The sequence below is a fragment of the Bacillus sp. FSL M8-0025 genome (assembly GCF_037975475.1).
Lineage (GTDB): Bacteria > Bacillota > Bacilli > Bacillales > Bacillaceae > Bacillus > Bacillus subtilis.
Genome location: NZ_CP150258.1, coordinates 51016 through 67602, shown reverse-complemented (window position 1 = coordinate 67602; position 16587 = coordinate 51016). Strand labels below are relative to the sequence as shown.

The 16587-nt window shown below is 43.6% G+C and carries 17 protein-coding genes; all 17 read right to left on the bottom strand.

Features of this window, described 5'->3' with window-relative positions; genetic code table 11:
- Positions 1 to 13: 13 nt before the first annotated feature.
- On the bottom strand, positions 14 to 274 hold the full coding sequence (locus MKX38_RS00355) for a S4 domain-containing protein (protein WP_003226716.1): 261 nt from the start codon (positions 272 to 274) through the stop codon (positions 14 to 16).
- Positions 275 to 276: 2 nt separating this feature from the next.
- Positions 277 to 1746 (bottom strand): nucleoside triphosphate pyrophosphohydrolase, encoded by a 1470-nt coding sequence (gene mazG, locus MKX38_RS00350; protein ID WP_326225555.1) that lies wholly within the window; start codon positions 1744 to 1746, stop codon positions 277 to 279.
- The gene (locus MKX38_RS00345) at positions 1736 to 3334 is read right to left on the bottom strand and encodes a polysaccharide biosynthesis protein (RefSeq protein WP_069322314.1); all 1599 of its coding nucleotides are present in this window, start codon (positions 3332 to 3334) and stop codon (positions 1736 to 1738) included. Before MKX38_RS00345 ends, mazG begins: the two co-directional genes overlap by 11 nt.
- Before the next feature lie 181 nt (positions 3335 to 3515).
- Positions 3516 to 4052 carry a stage V sporulation protein T gene (gene spoVT, locus MKX38_RS00340; protein ID WP_003218365.1) on the bottom strand — a complete coding sequence of 179 codons (537 nt, stop codon included), beginning with the start codon at positions 4050 to 4052 and terminating at the stop codon, positions 3516 to 3518.
- 135 nt (positions 4053 to 4187) lie between these two features.
- Positions 4188 to 7721, bottom strand: a complete 3534-nt coding sequence (mfd, locus tag MKX38_RS00335; protein WP_021479723.1) for a transcription-repair coupling factor — start codon at positions 7719 to 7721, stop codon at positions 4188 to 4190.
- A 69-nt stretch (positions 7722 to 7790) separates the two neighbouring features.
- Positions 7791 to 8021: an anti-sigma-F factor Fin gene (fin, locus tag MKX38_RS00330; RefSeq protein WP_003243417.1), complete on the bottom strand. Its 231-nt coding sequence runs from the start codon at positions 8019 to 8021 to the stop codon at positions 7791 to 7793.
- A gap of 59 nt (positions 8022 to 8080) precedes the next feature.
- Positions 8081 to 8647 carry an aminoacyl-tRNA hydrolase gene (gene pth, locus MKX38_RS00325; RefSeq protein WP_046380723.1) on the bottom strand — a complete coding sequence of 189 codons (567 nt, stop codon included), beginning with the start codon at positions 8645 to 8647 and terminating at the stop codon, positions 8081 to 8083.
- A gap of 106 nt (positions 8648 to 8753) precedes the next feature.
- The gene (locus MKX38_RS00320) at positions 8754 to 9368 is read right to left on the bottom strand and encodes a 50S ribosomal protein L25/general stress protein Ctc (RefSeq protein WP_003243443.1); all 615 of its coding nucleotides are present in this window, start codon (positions 9366 to 9368) and stop codon (positions 8754 to 8756) included.
- Between the two features lie 84 nt (positions 9369 to 9452).
- Complete coding sequence (locus MKX38_RS00315; RefSeq protein ID WP_003218353.1) at positions 9453 to 10406, bottom strand: ribose-phosphate diphosphokinase; 954 nt, start codon at positions 10404 to 10406, stop codon at positions 9453 to 9455.
- A gap of 22 nt (positions 10407 to 10428) precedes the next feature.
- Positions 10429 to 11799 (bottom strand): bifunctional UDP-N-acetylglucosamine diphosphorylase/glucosamine-1-phosphate N-acetyltransferase GlmU, encoded by a 1371-nt coding sequence (gene glmU, locus MKX38_RS00310; RefSeq protein ID WP_015382564.1) that lies wholly within the window; start codon positions 11797 to 11799, stop codon positions 10429 to 10431.
- 192 nt (positions 11800 to 11991) lie between these two features.
- Positions 11992 to 12285, bottom strand: a complete 294-nt coding sequence (gene spoVG / locus MKX38_RS00305) for a septation regulator SpoVG (RefSeq protein ID WP_003218346.1) — start codon at positions 12283 to 12285, stop codon at positions 11992 to 11994.
- A gap of 194 nt (positions 12286 to 12479) precedes the next feature.
- On the bottom strand, positions 12480 to 12857 hold the full coding sequence (ridA, locus tag MKX38_RS00300; RefSeq protein ID WP_003226738.1) for a 2-iminobutanoate/2-iminopropanoate deaminase: 378 nt from the start codon (positions 12855 to 12857) through the stop codon (positions 12480 to 12482).
- Complete coding sequence (gene purR / locus MKX38_RS00295; protein ID WP_003218342.1) at positions 12854 to 13711, bottom strand: pur operon repressor; 858 nt, start codon at positions 13709 to 13711, stop codon at positions 12854 to 12856. The genes ridA and purR overlap by 4 nt, the downstream gene beginning before the upstream one ends.
- Before the next feature lie 55 nt (positions 13712 to 13766).
- Positions 13767 to 14636: a 4-(cytidine 5'-diphospho)-2-C-methyl-D-erythritol kinase gene (gene ispE / locus MKX38_RS00290; RefSeq protein ID WP_003226742.1), complete on the bottom strand. Its 870-nt coding sequence runs from the start codon at positions 14634 to 14636 to the stop codon at positions 13767 to 13769.
- Positions 14637 to 14783: 147 nt separating this feature from the next.
- The gene (locus tag MKX38_RS00285; RefSeq protein ID WP_003218333.1) at positions 14784 to 14969 is read right to left on the bottom strand and encodes a small, acid-soluble spore protein, alpha/beta type; all 186 of its coding nucleotides are present in this window, start codon (positions 14967 to 14969) and stop codon (positions 14784 to 14786) included.
- A gap of 159 nt (positions 14970 to 15128) precedes the next feature.
- Positions 15129 to 15389: a Veg family protein gene (locus tag MKX38_RS00280; RefSeq protein ID WP_003218330.1), complete on the bottom strand. Its 261-nt coding sequence runs from the start codon at positions 15387 to 15389 to the stop codon at positions 15129 to 15131.
- A gap of 210 nt (positions 15390 to 15599) precedes the next feature.
- Complete coding sequence (gene prtG, locus MKX38_RS00275) at positions 15600 to 16472, bottom strand: sporulation-specific protease PrtG (RefSeq protein WP_014475574.1); 873 nt, start codon at positions 16470 to 16472, stop codon at positions 15600 to 15602.
- Positions 16473 to 16587 lie beyond the last annotated feature (115 nt).

Sequence of the window (16587 nt, the reverse complement as noted above, 5' to 3'; positions counted from 1 at the left end):
TTTTAGAACAAGCCTATTCGCCGAGTTTTTCTTCTTTTAGAATCGTGTACATGTTTGCAGCTTCTTCTTTTTTCGTCGTGTCTTTCAATTCATTAACTTGAACCGTTACAAGCTTTTGGCCGAAGCGGACCGTTAGTTCATCTCCCGGTTTTACGTCAGAACTTGCTTTAGCTTGGTTTCCGTTAATAGAGATTCGTCCTTGGTCAGCTACTTCCTTCGCTAGTGTACGCCGTTTGATCAGCCGTGATACTTTCAAAAATTTATCTAATCTCATATCTATGATCTCCTCTCAGTTTCTTTTGCTTCATTCCACAGTTTGTCCATGTCCTCAAGGGACATATCAGCCAGCTCGACTCCCTTTTCCTTCGCTGTTTCCTCAATGTACGAGAACCGTCTCCGGAATTTGTCATTAGTCATGGTCAGCGCTTCCTCTGGCTCTATTTTGTAGAAGCGGGCTACATTCACCAGCGCGAACAAAATGTCGCCAAACTCAGCTTTAAGATTGTGTTCGTGAGGAGCTTCAGAAACCTCAGAAGAAAATTCCTTCATTTCCTCACTTACCTTTTCCCAAATATCGCTGACGTCTTCCCAGTCAAAACCAACCTTCGCTGCTTTTTTCTGCAATTTAGCAGCTTTCGAAAGAGCTGGAAGGGTTTTCGGCACGCTGTCTAGTAACGATGATTCAGATGTATTTTTTTCGGCCTTTTTTATATCTTCCCAATTGGCCAAAACATCGTTTTCATCCTGAACCTTAACATCTTTAAACACATGGGGATGTCTTCGGACCATTTTTTCACTGATTCCTTTTATGACATCATCAATTGTGAAATAACCTTCATCTTCACCAATTTGCGCGTGAAGCAAGACCTGAAGCAAAACGTCGCCAAGCTCTTCGATCATATGGTCTGTGTCTTCTTCGTCAATAGCTTCGAGAAGCTCATAACATTCTTCAATCATGTACTGCTTTAATGACTGATGCGTCTGCTTTTTATCCCACGGACATCCATTAGGTCCGCGAAGCTCTCTGATGATGCTTCGGAACGTGGAGAATTCGTGATAAAGCAGCTTCTCTTCTTTAATCGGCGGAATATACACACTTGTTAAGTTGTTCAAGGCGACATTGCGGTCCAGCTCAAATAATGGCACTGTCCTGATCTCCTCGCCACGGCTGCCTGCTGCAGTCACAATGACGACCTCATAATCATCAGGCAGCTTCTCCATCAATGTCAGCTTGACTTCAGAAGCCGTCATTTGGTCGTAAACCTGACATATGATCAGATGATGTCTGAGCTCAAGCTCATCCGCGGACAATGTGCCGGCATCCACAAATTGAAAACCTTCAATCGGGTCAATTTGCAAGGCATTGAATGTGGCATCAAGGAAACTTTGTCCCCCCGCGACTTTCACTTGAACGTTTTCCTTTTCCTGCCGCTCCGTCAGCAGCTGAACTGTTTTTTCTGCGACAAACGGATGTCCCGGCACAGCATAAACCACGTCCTCACGCCGCGCCGCTTCAAAGAGGGTATCCGCAATTTCTTCATATACCGCCTCGAACTGATCATGTTTCTCATATATATCATCAAAGAAACGGATGTTCTTCGTTTCTTTTTCAAGCTCCTCAATTAAAGGATGATCCTTGGTTCTGACATACAGCGTATCTGCCTTCGTCAGCAGCTTGTGTATACCAATTGTCAATTGGTCCATGTCTCCGGCACCAAGTCCGACGACTGTAATTTTACCCGCCATTTTGTTCTCTCCTTCTCATGAATTTGCTTAACTTGCTGCCGAATGGCACACTGTTCAGCTCTTCATCTGTAAATATTCCCAATCTCATCATACAATAAATAAACACCGCGCCACCAATGGCAACAGCAGAAAGACTCTCAATCACAGCCGCTCCTCTTCCTGTTACAGGAAACAAGAAAGTCCAGAGACGCGTATACGCAAGCAAAACAGCTGACATCAAAAGAGCAGATCCAATAATCGGAATCAAAACGCCTCTAAGCTTATCGAGCCATTCCTTTTGCCGAAGCTGATACAAGTTAAGGCCGGCGACAGCCGCAAAGGAAGCAGCTGTCGCAAGCGATGCGCCTTCAATCCCATAGCGCGGAACCAAAAGTGTATTTAACACCCATTTCACCGCAACACCCGCGCCCACCGCTATCGCAGGAAAAACTGTGTACCCCGCTCCCTGTAAGACTGCCGCTGCCGTTACCGCCATAGATGCAAACAAAATGGAGCAGCTAAATACTTGTAACGCACCTGTCCCTTCTCCATTTTGAAACAGCATGATATTTACCGGCTTTAGAATGCAAATCAACCCAGCCGATGCGCCTGTACCGAGCACAAGGCATAGTTTCAAAGATGACGTGATTTTTTCTTTCATGATCTTCAGCTCATTGTTTTTTACAGCCATAGAAATATACGGAACGAGTGACGTCGCAATGCTTACCGCGAAAATTGAACCGAGCTGCAGCAAGGGTTGTCCCCGATCATAGATCCCCTTTAGGCGTTTTGCTTCTTCGCTTGCCTCACCACCCGAAAGCAATGCATATAAATTCAAAGCATCAACAAGCTGGATAAACAAAAGCAGCAAACTGCTTACACAAATTGTAACCGAATATAAAAGCAGTTTTTTCGTCAATTCTTTTGTTGTGATGACATTTTCATTTTGCCTATCCGTTTGGTTGTATCTATTCGTTTTAAACCAAAAAAACCCCAGTATCACCAATGCAACCAAACTTCCGGCAAGGGAGCCTGAAGCGGCTGCCGCTCCCGCAGTATAAAGTGAGGCTCCCTTTTTCACGAGCCAAAATGATAAGCCCAAGAGCACCGCAACTCGCAGAAATTGCTCTGTCATCTGTGATAAGGCTGAAGGGAGCATTTCGTGCCGCCCCTGAAAACCACCTCTAAGCAACGCGACAAATGGGAACAGCAGAAACGCGTACGCGGTCACTTGAATTAACACGGCTAGATGCGAATCTCCCATAAAGAGTGCAATAGGAACAGCACCCAGATATAAACAAAGAAATAATAAAATACCGATTAAAGACAAAAACAACGCAGATATTTTTAATATGGTGTGATGATTTTTTTCACTATAATCATTCATCAGCTTTGAAATAATGACTGGAAATCCTGATGTGGACAGCATGACCGCAATACCAAGAAAGGGATATACCTGCTGATATATATAAAATCCAACATCGCCGACAATGTTTTGAAACGGGACTCTGTAAACAGCGCTTAAAATTTTTGTGATGACGCCTGCCAGAATTAAAACAAAAGCCCCCTGCCAAATCCAATGCCGTTTAACGCCTATTGAATCGTCCATCCAAAAGCTCCTTCCCAACGTTAGGGGCAATACGGTTCACGTATTACCGCGGCACAAATAAAAACGAGGTTATTATACCACATCCCAACCCTTGGATTCCTTTTTCGGCACGCATGAAAAAGAACAGCGTCCCAAGGAGAGCTGTTCTTTACATACCTATTTTCGAAGAAAGGAATAAGACCTACTGTTCCATTTGACGAGCCAAAAATCCAGCTGCTGTTTCAACGGCTTTATGCTCTACTTCCCCCATTGTCTGATCTTTTGAAAAGATCACCACAGCACCTATCGGATCACCGTTCGCCACAATTGGGCCGACAGTATAAGAATTCATGTCCTCATCAATTCCATTCACAAGCTGTACTGATTTCGCATCACTCTCAAGCACGGAGCTGCGCTGATCCATTGTTCTTTCCAGCATTTCGCTGATTGACTTGTTTAAGTAATCTTTTTTGGAGCTGCCGGACACGGCAATATATACATCACGATCACAAATCAGCACTGAATGGCCGAGGCTGTCGTAAAGCGCGTCTGCATACTCCTTTGCAAAGTCTCCAAGCTCACTGATCGGAGAGTACTTTTTCAAAATCACTTCTCCGTCACGATCTACAAAAATCTCAAGCGGATCGCCTTCCCTGATTCTCAGAGTTCTTCGAATTTCTTTAGGAATCACGACCCGACCTAAGTCATCAATACGACGTACGATACCGGTTGCTTTCATCTCTGGTGCCTCTCTTTCATTTGATGGTATATACATGTGGGAAAGACCTAAAGCAGTTACTTTATGTACCTTCCGCCTCGCTTGAAATTAGTATCCGTCACATCAAATGTAATATACACCAGAGAGTAACAAAATTTACGTTGATGAAATGGTTTGCTTTTTCACATCTTTTAAGCCCTTCAGCATGCCCAGCACGGTGTCGAGCCATTCATCAGCACTACGGCCTTTCGTCTGTATGGAGATTTTGAGTTTTTTCCCTTCCATTCCCAGTCCGATTTGTCTGCCATATTGATTGCCAAGCTCAAACAGCTTCTGCCCGTCAATTTCAGCACTTGCTTCTTCAGAAATCGTCAATCTGACAGCATCTTTATCCTGCTTAATCAGCTCGACACGTTCCTGTCTCGCATAGACTTTCATTTCTGCAACAGTAAACAAGTATTCGACTTCTTTTGGATAGTTTCCAAAGCGGTCGATCATTTCATCTTGAAGCTCATTCTTCTCTTCGATTGTCGCCACAGACCTGAAGCGTTTATACATATCAATTTTCTGTTTGCCGTCTTGAATATAAGTTTCCGGAATATACGCATCAAGCTCGACATCAATTTCTGTTTCAAACTGCTCTGTCTTCGCTGTGTCTCCTTTACGCTCCTCAATGGCCTCCTTCAGCATTTGTGAATAGAGGTCAAATCCGACCGAATCGATGAAGCCATGCTGCTGGGCACCAAGAAGGTTCCCAGCTCCGCGAATCGTTAAGTCACGCATTGCGATTTTAAAACCGGAACCTAACTCTGTGAATTCTTTAATAGCCTGCAGCCTTTTTTCAGCCACTTCTGTCAGCACTTTATCCCGGCGATACGTGAAGTACGCATACGCCACACGGTTAGAACGGCCGACACGCCCCCGCAGCTGGTAAAGCTGAGAAAGTCCCATCTTGTCGGCGTCAAATACGATCAGCGTATTGACGTTCGGGATGTCCACGCCAGTTTCGATAATGGTTGTGCTGACAAGAACGTCTGATTCTCCTTCAAGGAAACTTAGCATAACGGTTTCTAATTCATTTTCTGTCATTTTCCCATGCGCATATGCTACCTTCGCGTCAGGGACTAGCATTGAAATTTCATCCGCTTTCCGCTCAATGTCCTCTACCCGGTTGTACAAGAAATAGACTTGGCCCCCGCGTGCAAGCTCACGTTCAATTGCCTCTCTGACAAGAGCTCCGTTGTATTCCACAACATACGTCTGTACAGGGAACCGATTTTCCGGCGGAGTCTCGATGACTGAAAGGTCCCTTACGCCAAGCATAGACATATGCAGCGTACGCGGAATCGGCGTTGCTGTTAACGTTAATACATCAACATTGGCTTTTATTTGCTTGATCTTTTCTTTATGGGTTACACCGAAACGCTGCTCTTCATCAATGATGAGGAGCCCTAAATCTTTATACACGACATCCTTTGATAGCAGCCGATGCGTCCCGATGACGATATCAACCGTTCCGTTTTTCAGCCCTTTGATTGTTTCGTTTGCTTCTTTTCTCGTTCTGAACCTGCTGAGAAGGCCGATATTAATCGGATAGTCCTGGAAGCGCTCTTTTATGGTTTCATAGTGCTGCTGTGCCAAAATTGTTGTCGGAACGAGCAGAGCTACCTGCTTTCCGTCACCGATCGCCTTAAACGCGGCACGTATGGCAACCTCTGTTTTACCGTAGCCCACATCTCCGCACAGCAAGCGGTCCATCGGACGTTCTCTTTCCATGTCTTTTTTGATTTCGTGAATCGAACGGAGCTGATCATCAGTCTCTTGATAAGGGAAAGCCGATTCGAATTCACGCTGCATCTCATGGTCAGGAGAAAACGCATAGCCCTTGCTCGCTTCTCTTTCGGCATACAGCTTAATTAAGTCGTCAGCAATATCCTGAACGGATGTCTCTACTTTTTTCTTGACCCGCTTCCATTCACTTCCGCCTAATTTATACAGCTTTGGCTCTTTTCCTTCGGAGCCGACATATTTTTGGACCTGATCAATTTGTTCTACAGGAACGTAAAGCTTGTCACTGCCCTGATAATGTATATTTAAATAGTCTTTATGAATGCCGTTGATTTCAAGAGTTTCAATCCCCAGGTATTTTCCGATCCCGTGATTAATATGAACGACATAATCTCCAATTTGAAGCTCAGAATAGCTTTTGATGCGCTCTGCATTGGTAAGCTTCTGTTTTCGCGGCTTCTTCTTTACACGGTTTTTGAACAGTTCTTCTTCCGTGATAACGGCAAGCTTCATTAACGGCAGCTCAAATCCCGATTGGAGCTCGCCTTCCATGATATAGACCTGTCCCTGAACAAGCGCTTTTTTGCTGTCTGTCATGGCAGCCTCGATATCATAATCAGCCAAAACAGATGACAATTTCTGTGTACGTTCCTTGTTTGCTCCTAAGAACACAACAGTGAAATTTGATTTTTTAAAACGCTCCATTTCGCCCGCAAGCACGTTCATTTGGCCATGGAAACTCTGCATTTGCCGGCCTGACACATTGACGATATTTTGCGGGCTCGTATGGTGTACATGCCGCAAAAATAAAGAGTAGTACAGCAGAGGCCGTTTTTGCTCAGCCACTATTTTTTGGAAGCTGAATGACAAACGAATGTCATGCAAAATCTTCCCTTCCTCAAGAAGATTTGTGATAAACTCCGCTTCTTCTTTTTGAAGCTGTTCTTCCATCTCATGAATCCGACTGACTTCATCCAAAATCAGAAGTGTATTATCAGGTGTATAATCTAGTAAACTAGCAGGCTTTTCATAGAAATATGAGAGATACTTCACGAGCTCCTGATCTGTCTGGCCTTCAGACAAGCGTTCTTTATCGTGAGAAATATTCGCATGAAGTATTTCTTTTTGTTTGTCAGCCTTTAATTTTTTCAAGCTCGCGGCAAGACCACTATCGATTTTCTCCATCGCCCGCGCTTTTTCTTCCGGTCTGATAATTAATTCCTTCGCGGGACCGATATTGATCGAGGTAAGGGTCTCAATTGACCGCTGATCATCTGAATTAAAGCTGCGGATTGAATCCACCTCGGTGTCAAAAAGTTCAATTCTCACCGGATTCTCTGAAGTCAACGGATAAATGTCAATGATTCCCCCGCGAATACTGAATTCCCCGGGCGCAGAAACCATATCAGACCGCTCATACCCTACCTCTATCAGCCGTGAGGCAAGCTGGTCAGGTTCGATATCATGGCCTACTTGAATGAGCATCTGGCTGCTTTTCCACACCTCAACAGGCGGCAGCATTCTTCTGATCGCAGCTACCGGAGCAACGACAATTGGCGCTTCTCCATTCGTTAGTCTATTAATGACATCTAATCGCTGCGCCCGCAATTCAGGGCTTGCAACTGCGATTTCTGATGAAATGAGTTCATTGACGGGGTACAAAAGGACAGACCGATCCTCTAGAAGTGAAGTCAGATCATCTGTTACTTTCTGGGCTTGATATAAGTTATGGGTGATTAGAAAGATAGGCTTATTCGTTTCATTAGCCAGAGCAGAAGTAAAAACAGAACGCGCGGAACCCGACAGACCCGCGAGCAGCTGTTCCTTCAGGCCCTCGTGTAAACCGTTGATGATGGATTTAAAGTCATCGCTTTCTTTTATAAAGGTTTGAATGTTGTCCATATGGCCCCTCCTCTCTGTTTCCTGCGAGAACAGAAAAACGCTTTGGTCTAGTGTCTACACCAAAGCTTTTTATTGAATAAATGTGTGATATTCGTGGTAATGCGGATTTCGGTCAAGCGCCTCTTGGCAGTCTTCACATATCGTCAAAACATGGACATCTCCATTTTCTTTATAAGAAATCATATCGTTTCTTTCCTCATTTGTTAAGTGCTGAAATCCAAGTGAGTCTGTCGATACCATTGAAGATTCGAGACTGCCTACTTTCACTCCGCAATGACGACAATAATAATGCAAAGCCATACAAGGGACCTCCTGATGAAAAAGTCATTTTGGTGTAGTATGGACTTTGTTGTTACATTTTATACCTTTGCGTTAAATTCGTTCATGACTTCTAAAAACGGTTTACTCAAAGAAACCTCACAAGCCTTCACAGATTTATCAACCGCTTCTTCGATCTCAGGTGCCTCCTCCTTGGTAAAGGAGCCCAACACATAATCAACGACCTTCATGCCGTTTACAGGCCGGCCGATTCCGATGCGGATACGGTCAAACTCGGATGTACCAAGATGCTGGATCAGTGATTTGATGCCATTGTGCCCTCCGGCGCTTCCTTTCGTTCTTAAACGGATCTTGCCAGTCGGAAGGTCAAGGTCGTCGTAAATGACTGTCAAATCTTCGTTATCGACATCATAGTAGTCCATTAAAGGCCGCAAACATTCTCCTGATAAATTCATATATGTAAGCGGTTTAACAAGTAGAACCTTTTTGCCGGAAACAAATCCGGTTCCGTATAATCCGTTAAATTTATTTTGATTCAGCTCTATATTCCATTCCTTTGCAAGCTGATCTATCACCATAAATCCGACATTATGCCGTGTATTTTCATAGTTCTTCCCCGGGTTTCCGAGACCGGCAATCACAAGCATGGCGAATCCTCCCTTAGTCACATAACTCCCGTCTTCATAAACGGGCTATAATTCTTCTCATTCTAGCACAAAAGACGTAACCGCGGGAGGGTTACGCCTTAAGCTATTATTGTTCGTTTTCACCTTCTGGCTGAGCATCGGCAGATTCCTCTTCATCGACCTCAGCTGCTTCCTGCTGCTGCGGAGGAAGGATTGAAGCCACAACCTCATCTGACTCATGATTAAAGGAGTAGTCACCGCCAGCAGGCAAATCTGCAATCGTCAGTACTTCATTTACATCGAGGCTTGAAATATCAGCCTCAATCGTTTGCGGAATGGCTTTTGGCTTGGCCTTTACAGTAAGTGCATATAACGGCTGCTGCAGTACGCCTCCGTTTTTCACTCCAATGGCTTCTCCGGTCAGATGAATCGGAACTTCCACTTCAATGTCCTCACTCATATTAACTACTTGAAAATCAGCATGAGTGATTTCATTTTTCAGCGGGTCCGTCTGCAGGTCTGTTACCATGACGGAGTGTTTTTCTCCGCTGACCTCAAGCGTAATGACTGCATTTTTGCCTTCGTCCCTCAGCGTTTTGATGAGCTCCACACTGTCTAATGACACAGGTTTGTTGCCCGTATCCTTCCCATATATGATACCTGGAACATGTCCTGAAGTACGGATATTCCGAAGAGACGAACGAGTAAAGTCCGTTCTTTCTTTTGCCGTTAAAGTTGCCATATTCAGCACCATCCTCTTGTCGTTTTAGTTGTCCTATTACAAACAATACCCATAACGATAAGGATTTAAACCTCGAAAAATGGTTTAGCTGAACAGATAGCTGACTGATTGCTGCTCATGAACGCGAATAATCGCTTCGGCCAGAAGCGGTCCGACTGAAAGCTGCTTAAAGCGTTCAATTTTCTTTTCTTCAGGAAGCTTGATGCTGTTTGTCACAACAAGCTCTTTAATTGTTGAATTATTAATCCGTTCAACCGCAGGGCCTGATAGTACAGGGTGTGTACAGCATGCATATACTTCTTTCGCTCCGTTTTCAACGAGCGCATTAGCAGCAAGTGTAATCGTACCTGCAGTATCAATAATGTCATCGATGAGGATAGCAGTCTTCCCTTCGATGTTACCTACAATATTCATGACTTCCGCCACGTTTGGACGCGGACGGCGTTTATCGATAATCGCAATTGGCGCTTTTAGTCGGTCAGCCAGTTTGCGGGCACGTGTCACACCGCCATGGTCTGGTGAAACAATGACGATATCTTCAAGATTTTTGCCTTCAAAATATTCTCCTAAAATCGGAACACCCATTAAGTGGTCAATCGGTATATCAAAGAATCCTTGAATTTGCGGCGCATGCAGGTCAAGTGCAATCACACGAGTCGCACCGGCTGTTTCAAGCAGGTTAGCGAAAAGTTTAGCTGTGATTGGCTCACGGGATCTTGCTTTTCTGTCTTGACGCGCATAACCGTAATAAGGAATAACAATGTTAATCGTTTTTGCAGAAGCGCGTTTTAACGCATCTACCATAATCAGCAGTTCCATAATATGCTCGTTAACGGGGTCACTTGTAGACTGGATGATGTAACAATCACATCCGCGAATACTTTCTTCGATATTAATTTGGACTTCCCCGTCACTAAATCTTGTGACAGAACATTTCCCTAATTGAACTCCAACTATATCTGCGATTTCTTTTGCAAGCTCTGGATTCGAATTCAAAGAAAAAATCTTTAAATTCTTATCTCCGTATTGATTAGACATGGATAAACCTCCGAATTTAGGATTATTTTTTATGAATATTTTTCACATAATCGTCTTTATTTACTTGTCTCGCTCTGGCAATAGCAAGTGCTTTTCCAGGTACATCTTCCGTAACAGTTGAACCTGCCGCCACATAAGCGCCTTCTCCGACTGTGACAGGGGCAACCAAGTTGGAATTGCAGCCGATAAACGCGCCATCTTCAATTTTTGTCAAATACTTATTCTTTCCATCATAATTGACAGTAATTGAACCGCAGCCCAGGTTTACATCAGTGCCTACCTCAGCATCGCCGACATAGCTTAGATGAGATGCCTTGCTTCGGTCTCCGAATTGAGTCTTTTTAATTTCTACAAAATTCCCGATCTTCACTTCATTCCCGATGACAGAATCAGGTCTGATGTGAGCAAAAGGTCCTATGTTTACATCATTCCCCACTTTACTGTGATTGACTACCGATTGTTTAATAACCGTACGGCTGCCAATGGCACTATTCATAATCTCCGTATGAGGGCCAATAATCGTATCTTCTCCGATTTGCACCTCACCTTTAATCACAGTTCCAGGGTAAATCACAGTATCGCTTCCGATAACAGCGTCAGGAGAAATATACGTATTCATCGGGTCGATCAACGTCACGCCATTTTGCATATGCCGTTTATTAATGCGCTCTTTCATAAATTGTTCTGCCTGAGAAAGAGCAACTCTATCATTAACTCCGAGCGTTTCTTGGAAATTACCAGTCTGGTAAGCGGCAACAGTTTCGCCTTCATTTTTAAGAATCTCTATGACATCCGGCAAATAATACTCGCCTTGGGCATTATCATTAGACACCTGATCAATAGCCCGAAATAGCGCTTCATTGTCAAAACAATACGTACCGGTGTTGATCTCAGTTACAAGACGTTCTTCTTCAGAGGCGTCCTTATGCTCAACGATTTTTTGAACCGCTCCGTTTTCGCTGCGAATAATGCGGCCGTATCCGGTTGGATCTTCTGCAACCGCAGTTAAAATCGTAGCTTTCGCTTCTCTTTGTGTATGTTCTTTCAGCATCTGTTCCATCGTCTCTGCTGTCAAAAGCGGCGTATCTCCGCAAATGACAATTGTGACGCCTTTTTCGTCAGCAAGAAATGGCTGTGCCTGTTTTACAGCATGAGCAGTGCCAAGCTGTTCTGCTTGAAGCGCGTACTCGCTTTTATCACCAAGCTGCTTTTTCACTTCTTCCGCACCATGTCCGACAATCGTGACAAGCTTCGATAAAGATAATTTTAAGGCTTCGTCCACGACGTGCTCTACCATAGGCTTACCGCAAACTGGATGAAGGACTTTATAAAGCTTCGATTTCATTCTCGTTCCTTGTCCAGCCGCTAAAACAACTGCAAACCGCTTATCCATTTATTGGCCTCCAATATCCCTTTTATCCATAGAAAAATATATCCTAAATATCTTCTGATTTCAAGGAGACTTCATGAAGTGCAAGAATTTTCTATTGAGTGCAACTAAGTTTGAAAAATCAGAATTAAAAAAGGACCGCTGGCAAAAGGCTTATGTCAGCCCTTTCAGCAGTCCTTGCTTTTTGGTTATTTTTTAAGAAGCTCCAGCTTCTTCGAATTCTAATGCTTCAGTGTCACCCAGACGATGATACTCATTTAACACGGCATCTTGAATCTTTCCTCGCGTGCTTGAATTAATAGGATGAGCAATATCGCGGAACTCTCCATCAGGGGTGCGTTTACTCGGCATCGCAACGAAAAGACCATTGTTTCCATCAATCACACGAATATCATGTACAACAAATTCGTGATCCAGCGTGATGGATGCAATCGCTCTCATGCGACCATCGGTATTCACGCGGCGTAATCTTACGTCAGTAACTTCCACAGTAGTTCACCACCTTTTCCCTATATAAAAGCATTAGTGTATCAATTCCACGATTTTTTCTGAAATCCTGCTCGTTTTTAAAATATTTTTTGAAAAAATAGGATATAGTTACACAATTAGGTCATAAAGCTTTCATTTCGGGCATAAGGTAAATAAAAAAGTGATCCCGGGCTCTCCCAGAATCACTTTTCTTATTATTTCACCAGTGCAATAACTTCGATCTCGACTAACGCATCCTTCGGGAGTCTCGCGACTTCAACACAAGATCTCGCCGGTTTGTGAGTGTCAAAATATTGTCCGTACACTTCGTTTACTTCCGCAAACTGTTCCATATCCGCGATAAATACAGTTGCTTTTACAACTGTTTCAAAAGAAGCACCCGCTTCTTCCAGAACCGCCTTTAAATTGCTGAATACTTGATGAGTCTGCTCCTTAATATCGCCGTTCACCATTTCGCCTGAAGGAGTCAAAGGGATTTGACCTGAGCTGTAAAACATATTGTTGACGATAATCCCTTGTGAATAAGGCCCGATTGCCGCTGGGGCATGTTTTGTGTGGACTGCTTTTGTCATGATTCTGTCTCTCCATTCTTTAAAAGATTGTCTTTAAAAAAACGCAGAAAATTGCCATTCTGAATTTCAATGGACTTCTCTTTCATGTTGATGGTTGAAAGAGTAAGAAGTGACATATATTCATCAACAAGACGTTCATCTACTCCTTCGGCTTCAACTAAGACGCCGATTCCCGCCACATTTGCGTTAAACTCATCCAACAGGTTAATCATACCATTAATTGTGCCGCCTGCTTTCATAAAGTCATCAATAATGAGTACGTTTGAACCCGTTTTCATGCTTCTTTTCGCAAGTGACATTGTTTGAATGCGGTTTGAGGAGCCTGAAACGTAATTAATGCTGACTGTGGAGCCCTCTGTTACCTTATTGTCTTTACGAACGATCACAACAGGCACATTCAAATAGCTTGCAGCTGCGTACGCAAGAGGGATGCCTTTCGTGGCAACGGTCATGACAACATCAATTTCGCGCTCTGCAAACACGGAAGCAAACAGCTTCCCTACCTTGGAGAGTACAGATGGCTTTCCTAAGATATCCGTTAAATATACATAACCGCCCGGAAGGATACGCTCAGGATTTGCCAGCGACTGTCCAAGTGTCTGCACAAACTCTTCAGCTTCAGCCTGCTTCATTTTCGGAATATATTTAACGCCTCCGGCAGCTCCGGGAACAGTAAGCAAAGTACCAATCCCCTGCTGTTCAAAGGTTTGTTTAATAATTGTTAAATCTTCACTGATCGATGATTTTGCAGATTCATACCGCTCAGAGAAAAAGGTTAGCGGTATTAACTCGTGCGGATGGGTTAACAAATAATTTGTTAAGTCCACCAATCTGCCGCTGCGACGAAACTTCATGAACTTACCCCCAAAATCCGAATATTTTAAGATCAATATAACTTAACATACGGATTTAATCAAGAGCGTTCTGTTCGCCGATCATTCTCACCGCATAAACTTGATCGCAGAAGCCTCTTAACCCGTTATAAATTCTCTGCACCTTCGACTCATACTGAACCAGTCCAAACACTGTCGGGCCGCTCCCGCTCATTAACACGGCATCTGCACCAAAGCGTTTCATCTGATTTTTGATCATCGCAACTTCAGGATGCATATCGAGCGTAACAGATTCAAGCACATTGCCTAAACGGCTGCACATCTTCTGAAAACTCTTTTCTTCTATCGCCTCGATCATGCCTTGTACATCGGGATGCTCTATACCATCCAGTTTCAGCGCTCTGTACACTTCAGCAGTTGAAACACCGATAGTCGGCTTCGCTAAAATGACCCAGCAGTGCGGAGGCGTGCTGATATGTTTAATTTTCTCGCCGCGCCCTGTTGCTAATGCAGTTCCGCCATAGACACAAAATGAAACGTCAGAGCCAATTTCCGCTCCAAGCTCAGCAAGCGTTTCCGCAGACAGATTTAAATTCCACAGTCTGTTCAGCCCTCTGAGCGTCGCCGCCGCATCACTGCTCCCGCCGGCAAGACCGGCAGCCACCGGAATTACCTTCGTAATCATGATGGAAACTCCCTTTTTCACGTTGTATCTGTCCTTGATCAGCTTGGCAGCCTGATAAGCTAAGTTTCTTTGGTCATCAGGCACAAATCGGTTGTGGGAGGAAACCCTCACTTCATCCTCTGCAAGCTCCGTCAATTCAATTCGATCAGCTAAATCAATTGTCGTCATGATCATTTCGACTTCATGATAGCCATCCGGGCGTTTTCGGGTGACGTCAAGTGACAGATTGATCTTAGCTGGCGCTTTTTCTAAAATACGCATAGCTTTCACCTACTTCTCCATCTAAACATAAGTATGAACATTGTATCACATTTGAAGTACAGGATGAACATATCCATATTCAGCCCATTATGTATTTATATCCAAAATAAAAAAACCAGGGAACAGCACGTCCCCCGGGTCACATCCTTATCGGTTATTCTGATTCTGAGCCATTTGCTGTTCGGCGATTTCAATAGCGCGCTTTACCATGTTACCGGCATCGCGAGCCCGAATTTCGCCCCAGCCGCCATTTTTTACTGTGTCATAAAAACCAAGGTCTTTAGCCAGCTCATATTTAAACTCATCTGACATAACTCCACGACGTCTGCCCAAACGAAACAACCCCTTTTTTAGAAGTGATAGCCATTCGTGCACGTCACGATAATATGTGACTGTTTTATCTTTTGTTAAATCAGATGGAACTTTCGTTTAAATTACTGGAAACCAAAAAAGGGCAAAACAAAAAGCAGTAAACAAAAGGTTCACTGCCCGTTAAAATGCCACTGAGCTTGCGGCGTCATCATTAAATGTCAGCTCAACAGTCTCAGTCAAAATATCAGCATAACTGTATGAAACTCTTTCAAACGAGTTCTCGTCTTGATCTAGTTGTATCACAAAAACAGAAGGGTACGTCTCAGCTAAAATGCCCGAACGCTCAATCGTTTTTCGGCGGCCACCGTTTGCTTTTAACGTCAGCCTTTTACCTAAATTCCCATCAAGCGATCTTTTAATATCGGACAACGTCTTCGCCATTGCATCCACCTCACTACATTTATTGTACAACACGAGCCCATTTTTGTCAAATAAAATTTAAATTATATCAACGTTAATAAGACGTTGTCAATAAAATTATTTTGACAAAATTCTATGATTCCTCAATTATGTTCCGCAAGTTTCGGTAAATTATGTATCATTATGTAAAATAAAAAACCCGCATAGCTCTCCTATGCAGGTTTTCAACTGTTAATTGGACTTATAAGGCATACCAATTCTCAGAACTCCTCTTGTTTCAATACCTCCAAGCCCTTTCTCTCTTGTCAGCGTATTACGGAGCACTTCCCATACATTAATCCGTTCCATAAACGGCGTAAAGCTGATCTTCGCGACGATATATACCGGATCAAGCGCATGAATATTAACTCTTGACGGTGAACTCGCAAAATTCGCACCCGCTCTGATGAGTGATTCAAAATGGGATTGGCAGGCCCCCGCAAAAATAACAAGCTGATCTAAGTGAGGGATCTTTTTTCGGGCTGTTTGAACAGTTTCAACAAAGTGCTTAGAATGTCTGTACGCATTCAAATCATCAATGCCGCCCTTTTGCTTCGAATACGCATCATGCCCTGTGATCACCAGGATATCAGGTCGATATTTGTCGAGCAATTCTTCAATAGAAGCAGACATTTTCTTTTCATGGCAATGGATGCCATAGACCGGCACTCCAATTTTTTTATAGACATTCAGGCATTTTTTCAGATATGCTTCGTCACCATCCAGATGAAGCACTTTGCCCGGCATATGGAAATAATGCTCCTGATGCTGATATTGGCTTGTCGCATAGTACTCCTGCTTTTCTCTGAGCAGCTTATAATCTTGGCGGAGCAATTCGAGCGACTCATTCATTCTGCTCTCATCTTTCTTTTTCCGCATCATCTGCTCATCCTTTTTCACTGCCACCAGATCAGAAAAATCCGAATCAGCAATCAGCCTGACTTCATCTCCATGCAAAATGGCAATTGAATTTCCTTTGCTTGTTTGCTCTATTCCTATAATTCGAAACAAAACATCCATCTGATAGGATTTTCTGGCTACCATATCCCCTATTTGAAATTGCACGTTCCTCACTCCACACATAGACTAAGCCTCATCATGAAAGAAAGAGCCTTGAGAAAGCGCCTTTTTTCGCTGAGTCCAAGTTTTTTCTTATCATTGAATGAAAGGTCCTTCTCTA

What these genes read in the sequence shown, in the direction of transcription:
- purR (WP_003218342.1), bottom strand. Translation starts at nt 13,711, where the DNA reads ATGAAGTTTCGTCGCAGCGGCAGATTGGTGGACTTAACAAATTATTTG.
- fin (WP_003243417.1), bottom strand. Translation starts at nt 8,021, where the DNA reads ATGGCTTTGCATTATTATTGTCGTCATTGCGGAGTGAAAGTAGGCAGT.
- glmU (WP_015382564.1), bottom strand. Translation starts at nt 11,799, where the DNA reads ATGGATAAGCGGTTTGCAGTTGTTTTAGCGGCTGGACAAGGAACGAGA.
- spoVT (WP_003218365.1), bottom strand. Translation starts at nt 4,052, where the DNA reads ATGAAAGCAACCGGTATCGTACGTCGTATTGATGACTTAGGTCGGGTC.
- MKX38_RS00315 (WP_003218353.1), bottom strand. Translation starts at nt 10,406, where the DNA reads ATGTCTAATCAATACGGAGATAAGAATTTAAAGATTTTTTCTTTGAAT.
- ridA (WP_003226738.1), bottom strand. Translation starts at nt 12,857, where the DNA reads ATGACAAAAGCAGTCCACACAAAACATGCCCCAGCGGCAATCGGGCCT.
- MKX38_RS00345 (WP_069322314.1), bottom strand. Translation starts at nt 3,334, where the DNA reads ATGGACGATTCAATAGGCGTTAAACGGCATTGGATTTGGCAGGGGGCT.
- mfd (WP_021479723.1), bottom strand. Translation starts at nt 7,721, where the DNA reads ATGGACAACATTCAAACCTTTATAAAAGAAAGCGATGACTTTAAATCC.
- MKX38_RS00355 (WP_003226716.1), bottom strand. Translation starts at nt 274, where the DNA reads ATGAGATTAGATAAATTTTTGAAAGTATCACGGCTGATCAAACGGCGT.
- MKX38_RS00280 (WP_003218330.1), bottom strand. Translation starts at nt 15,389, where the DNA reads ATGGCGAAGACGTTGTCCGATATTAAAAGATCGCTTGATGGGAATTTA.
- pth (WP_046380723.1), bottom strand. Translation starts at nt 8,647, where the DNA reads ATGCTTGTGATTGCCGGTCTCGGAAACCCGGGGAAGAACTATGAAAAT.
- MKX38_RS00320 (WP_003243443.1), bottom strand. Translation starts at nt 9,368, where the DNA reads ATGGCAACTTTAACGGCAAAAGAAAGAACGGACTTTACTCGTTCGTCT.
- ispE (WP_003226742.1), bottom strand. Translation starts at nt 14,636, where the DNA reads ATGCGTATTTTAGAAAAAGCGCCAGCTAAGATCAATCTGTCACTTGAC.
- mazG (WP_326225555.1), bottom strand. Translation starts at nt 1,746, where the DNA reads ATGGCGGGTAAAATTACAGTCGTCGGACTTGGTGCCGGAGACATGGAC.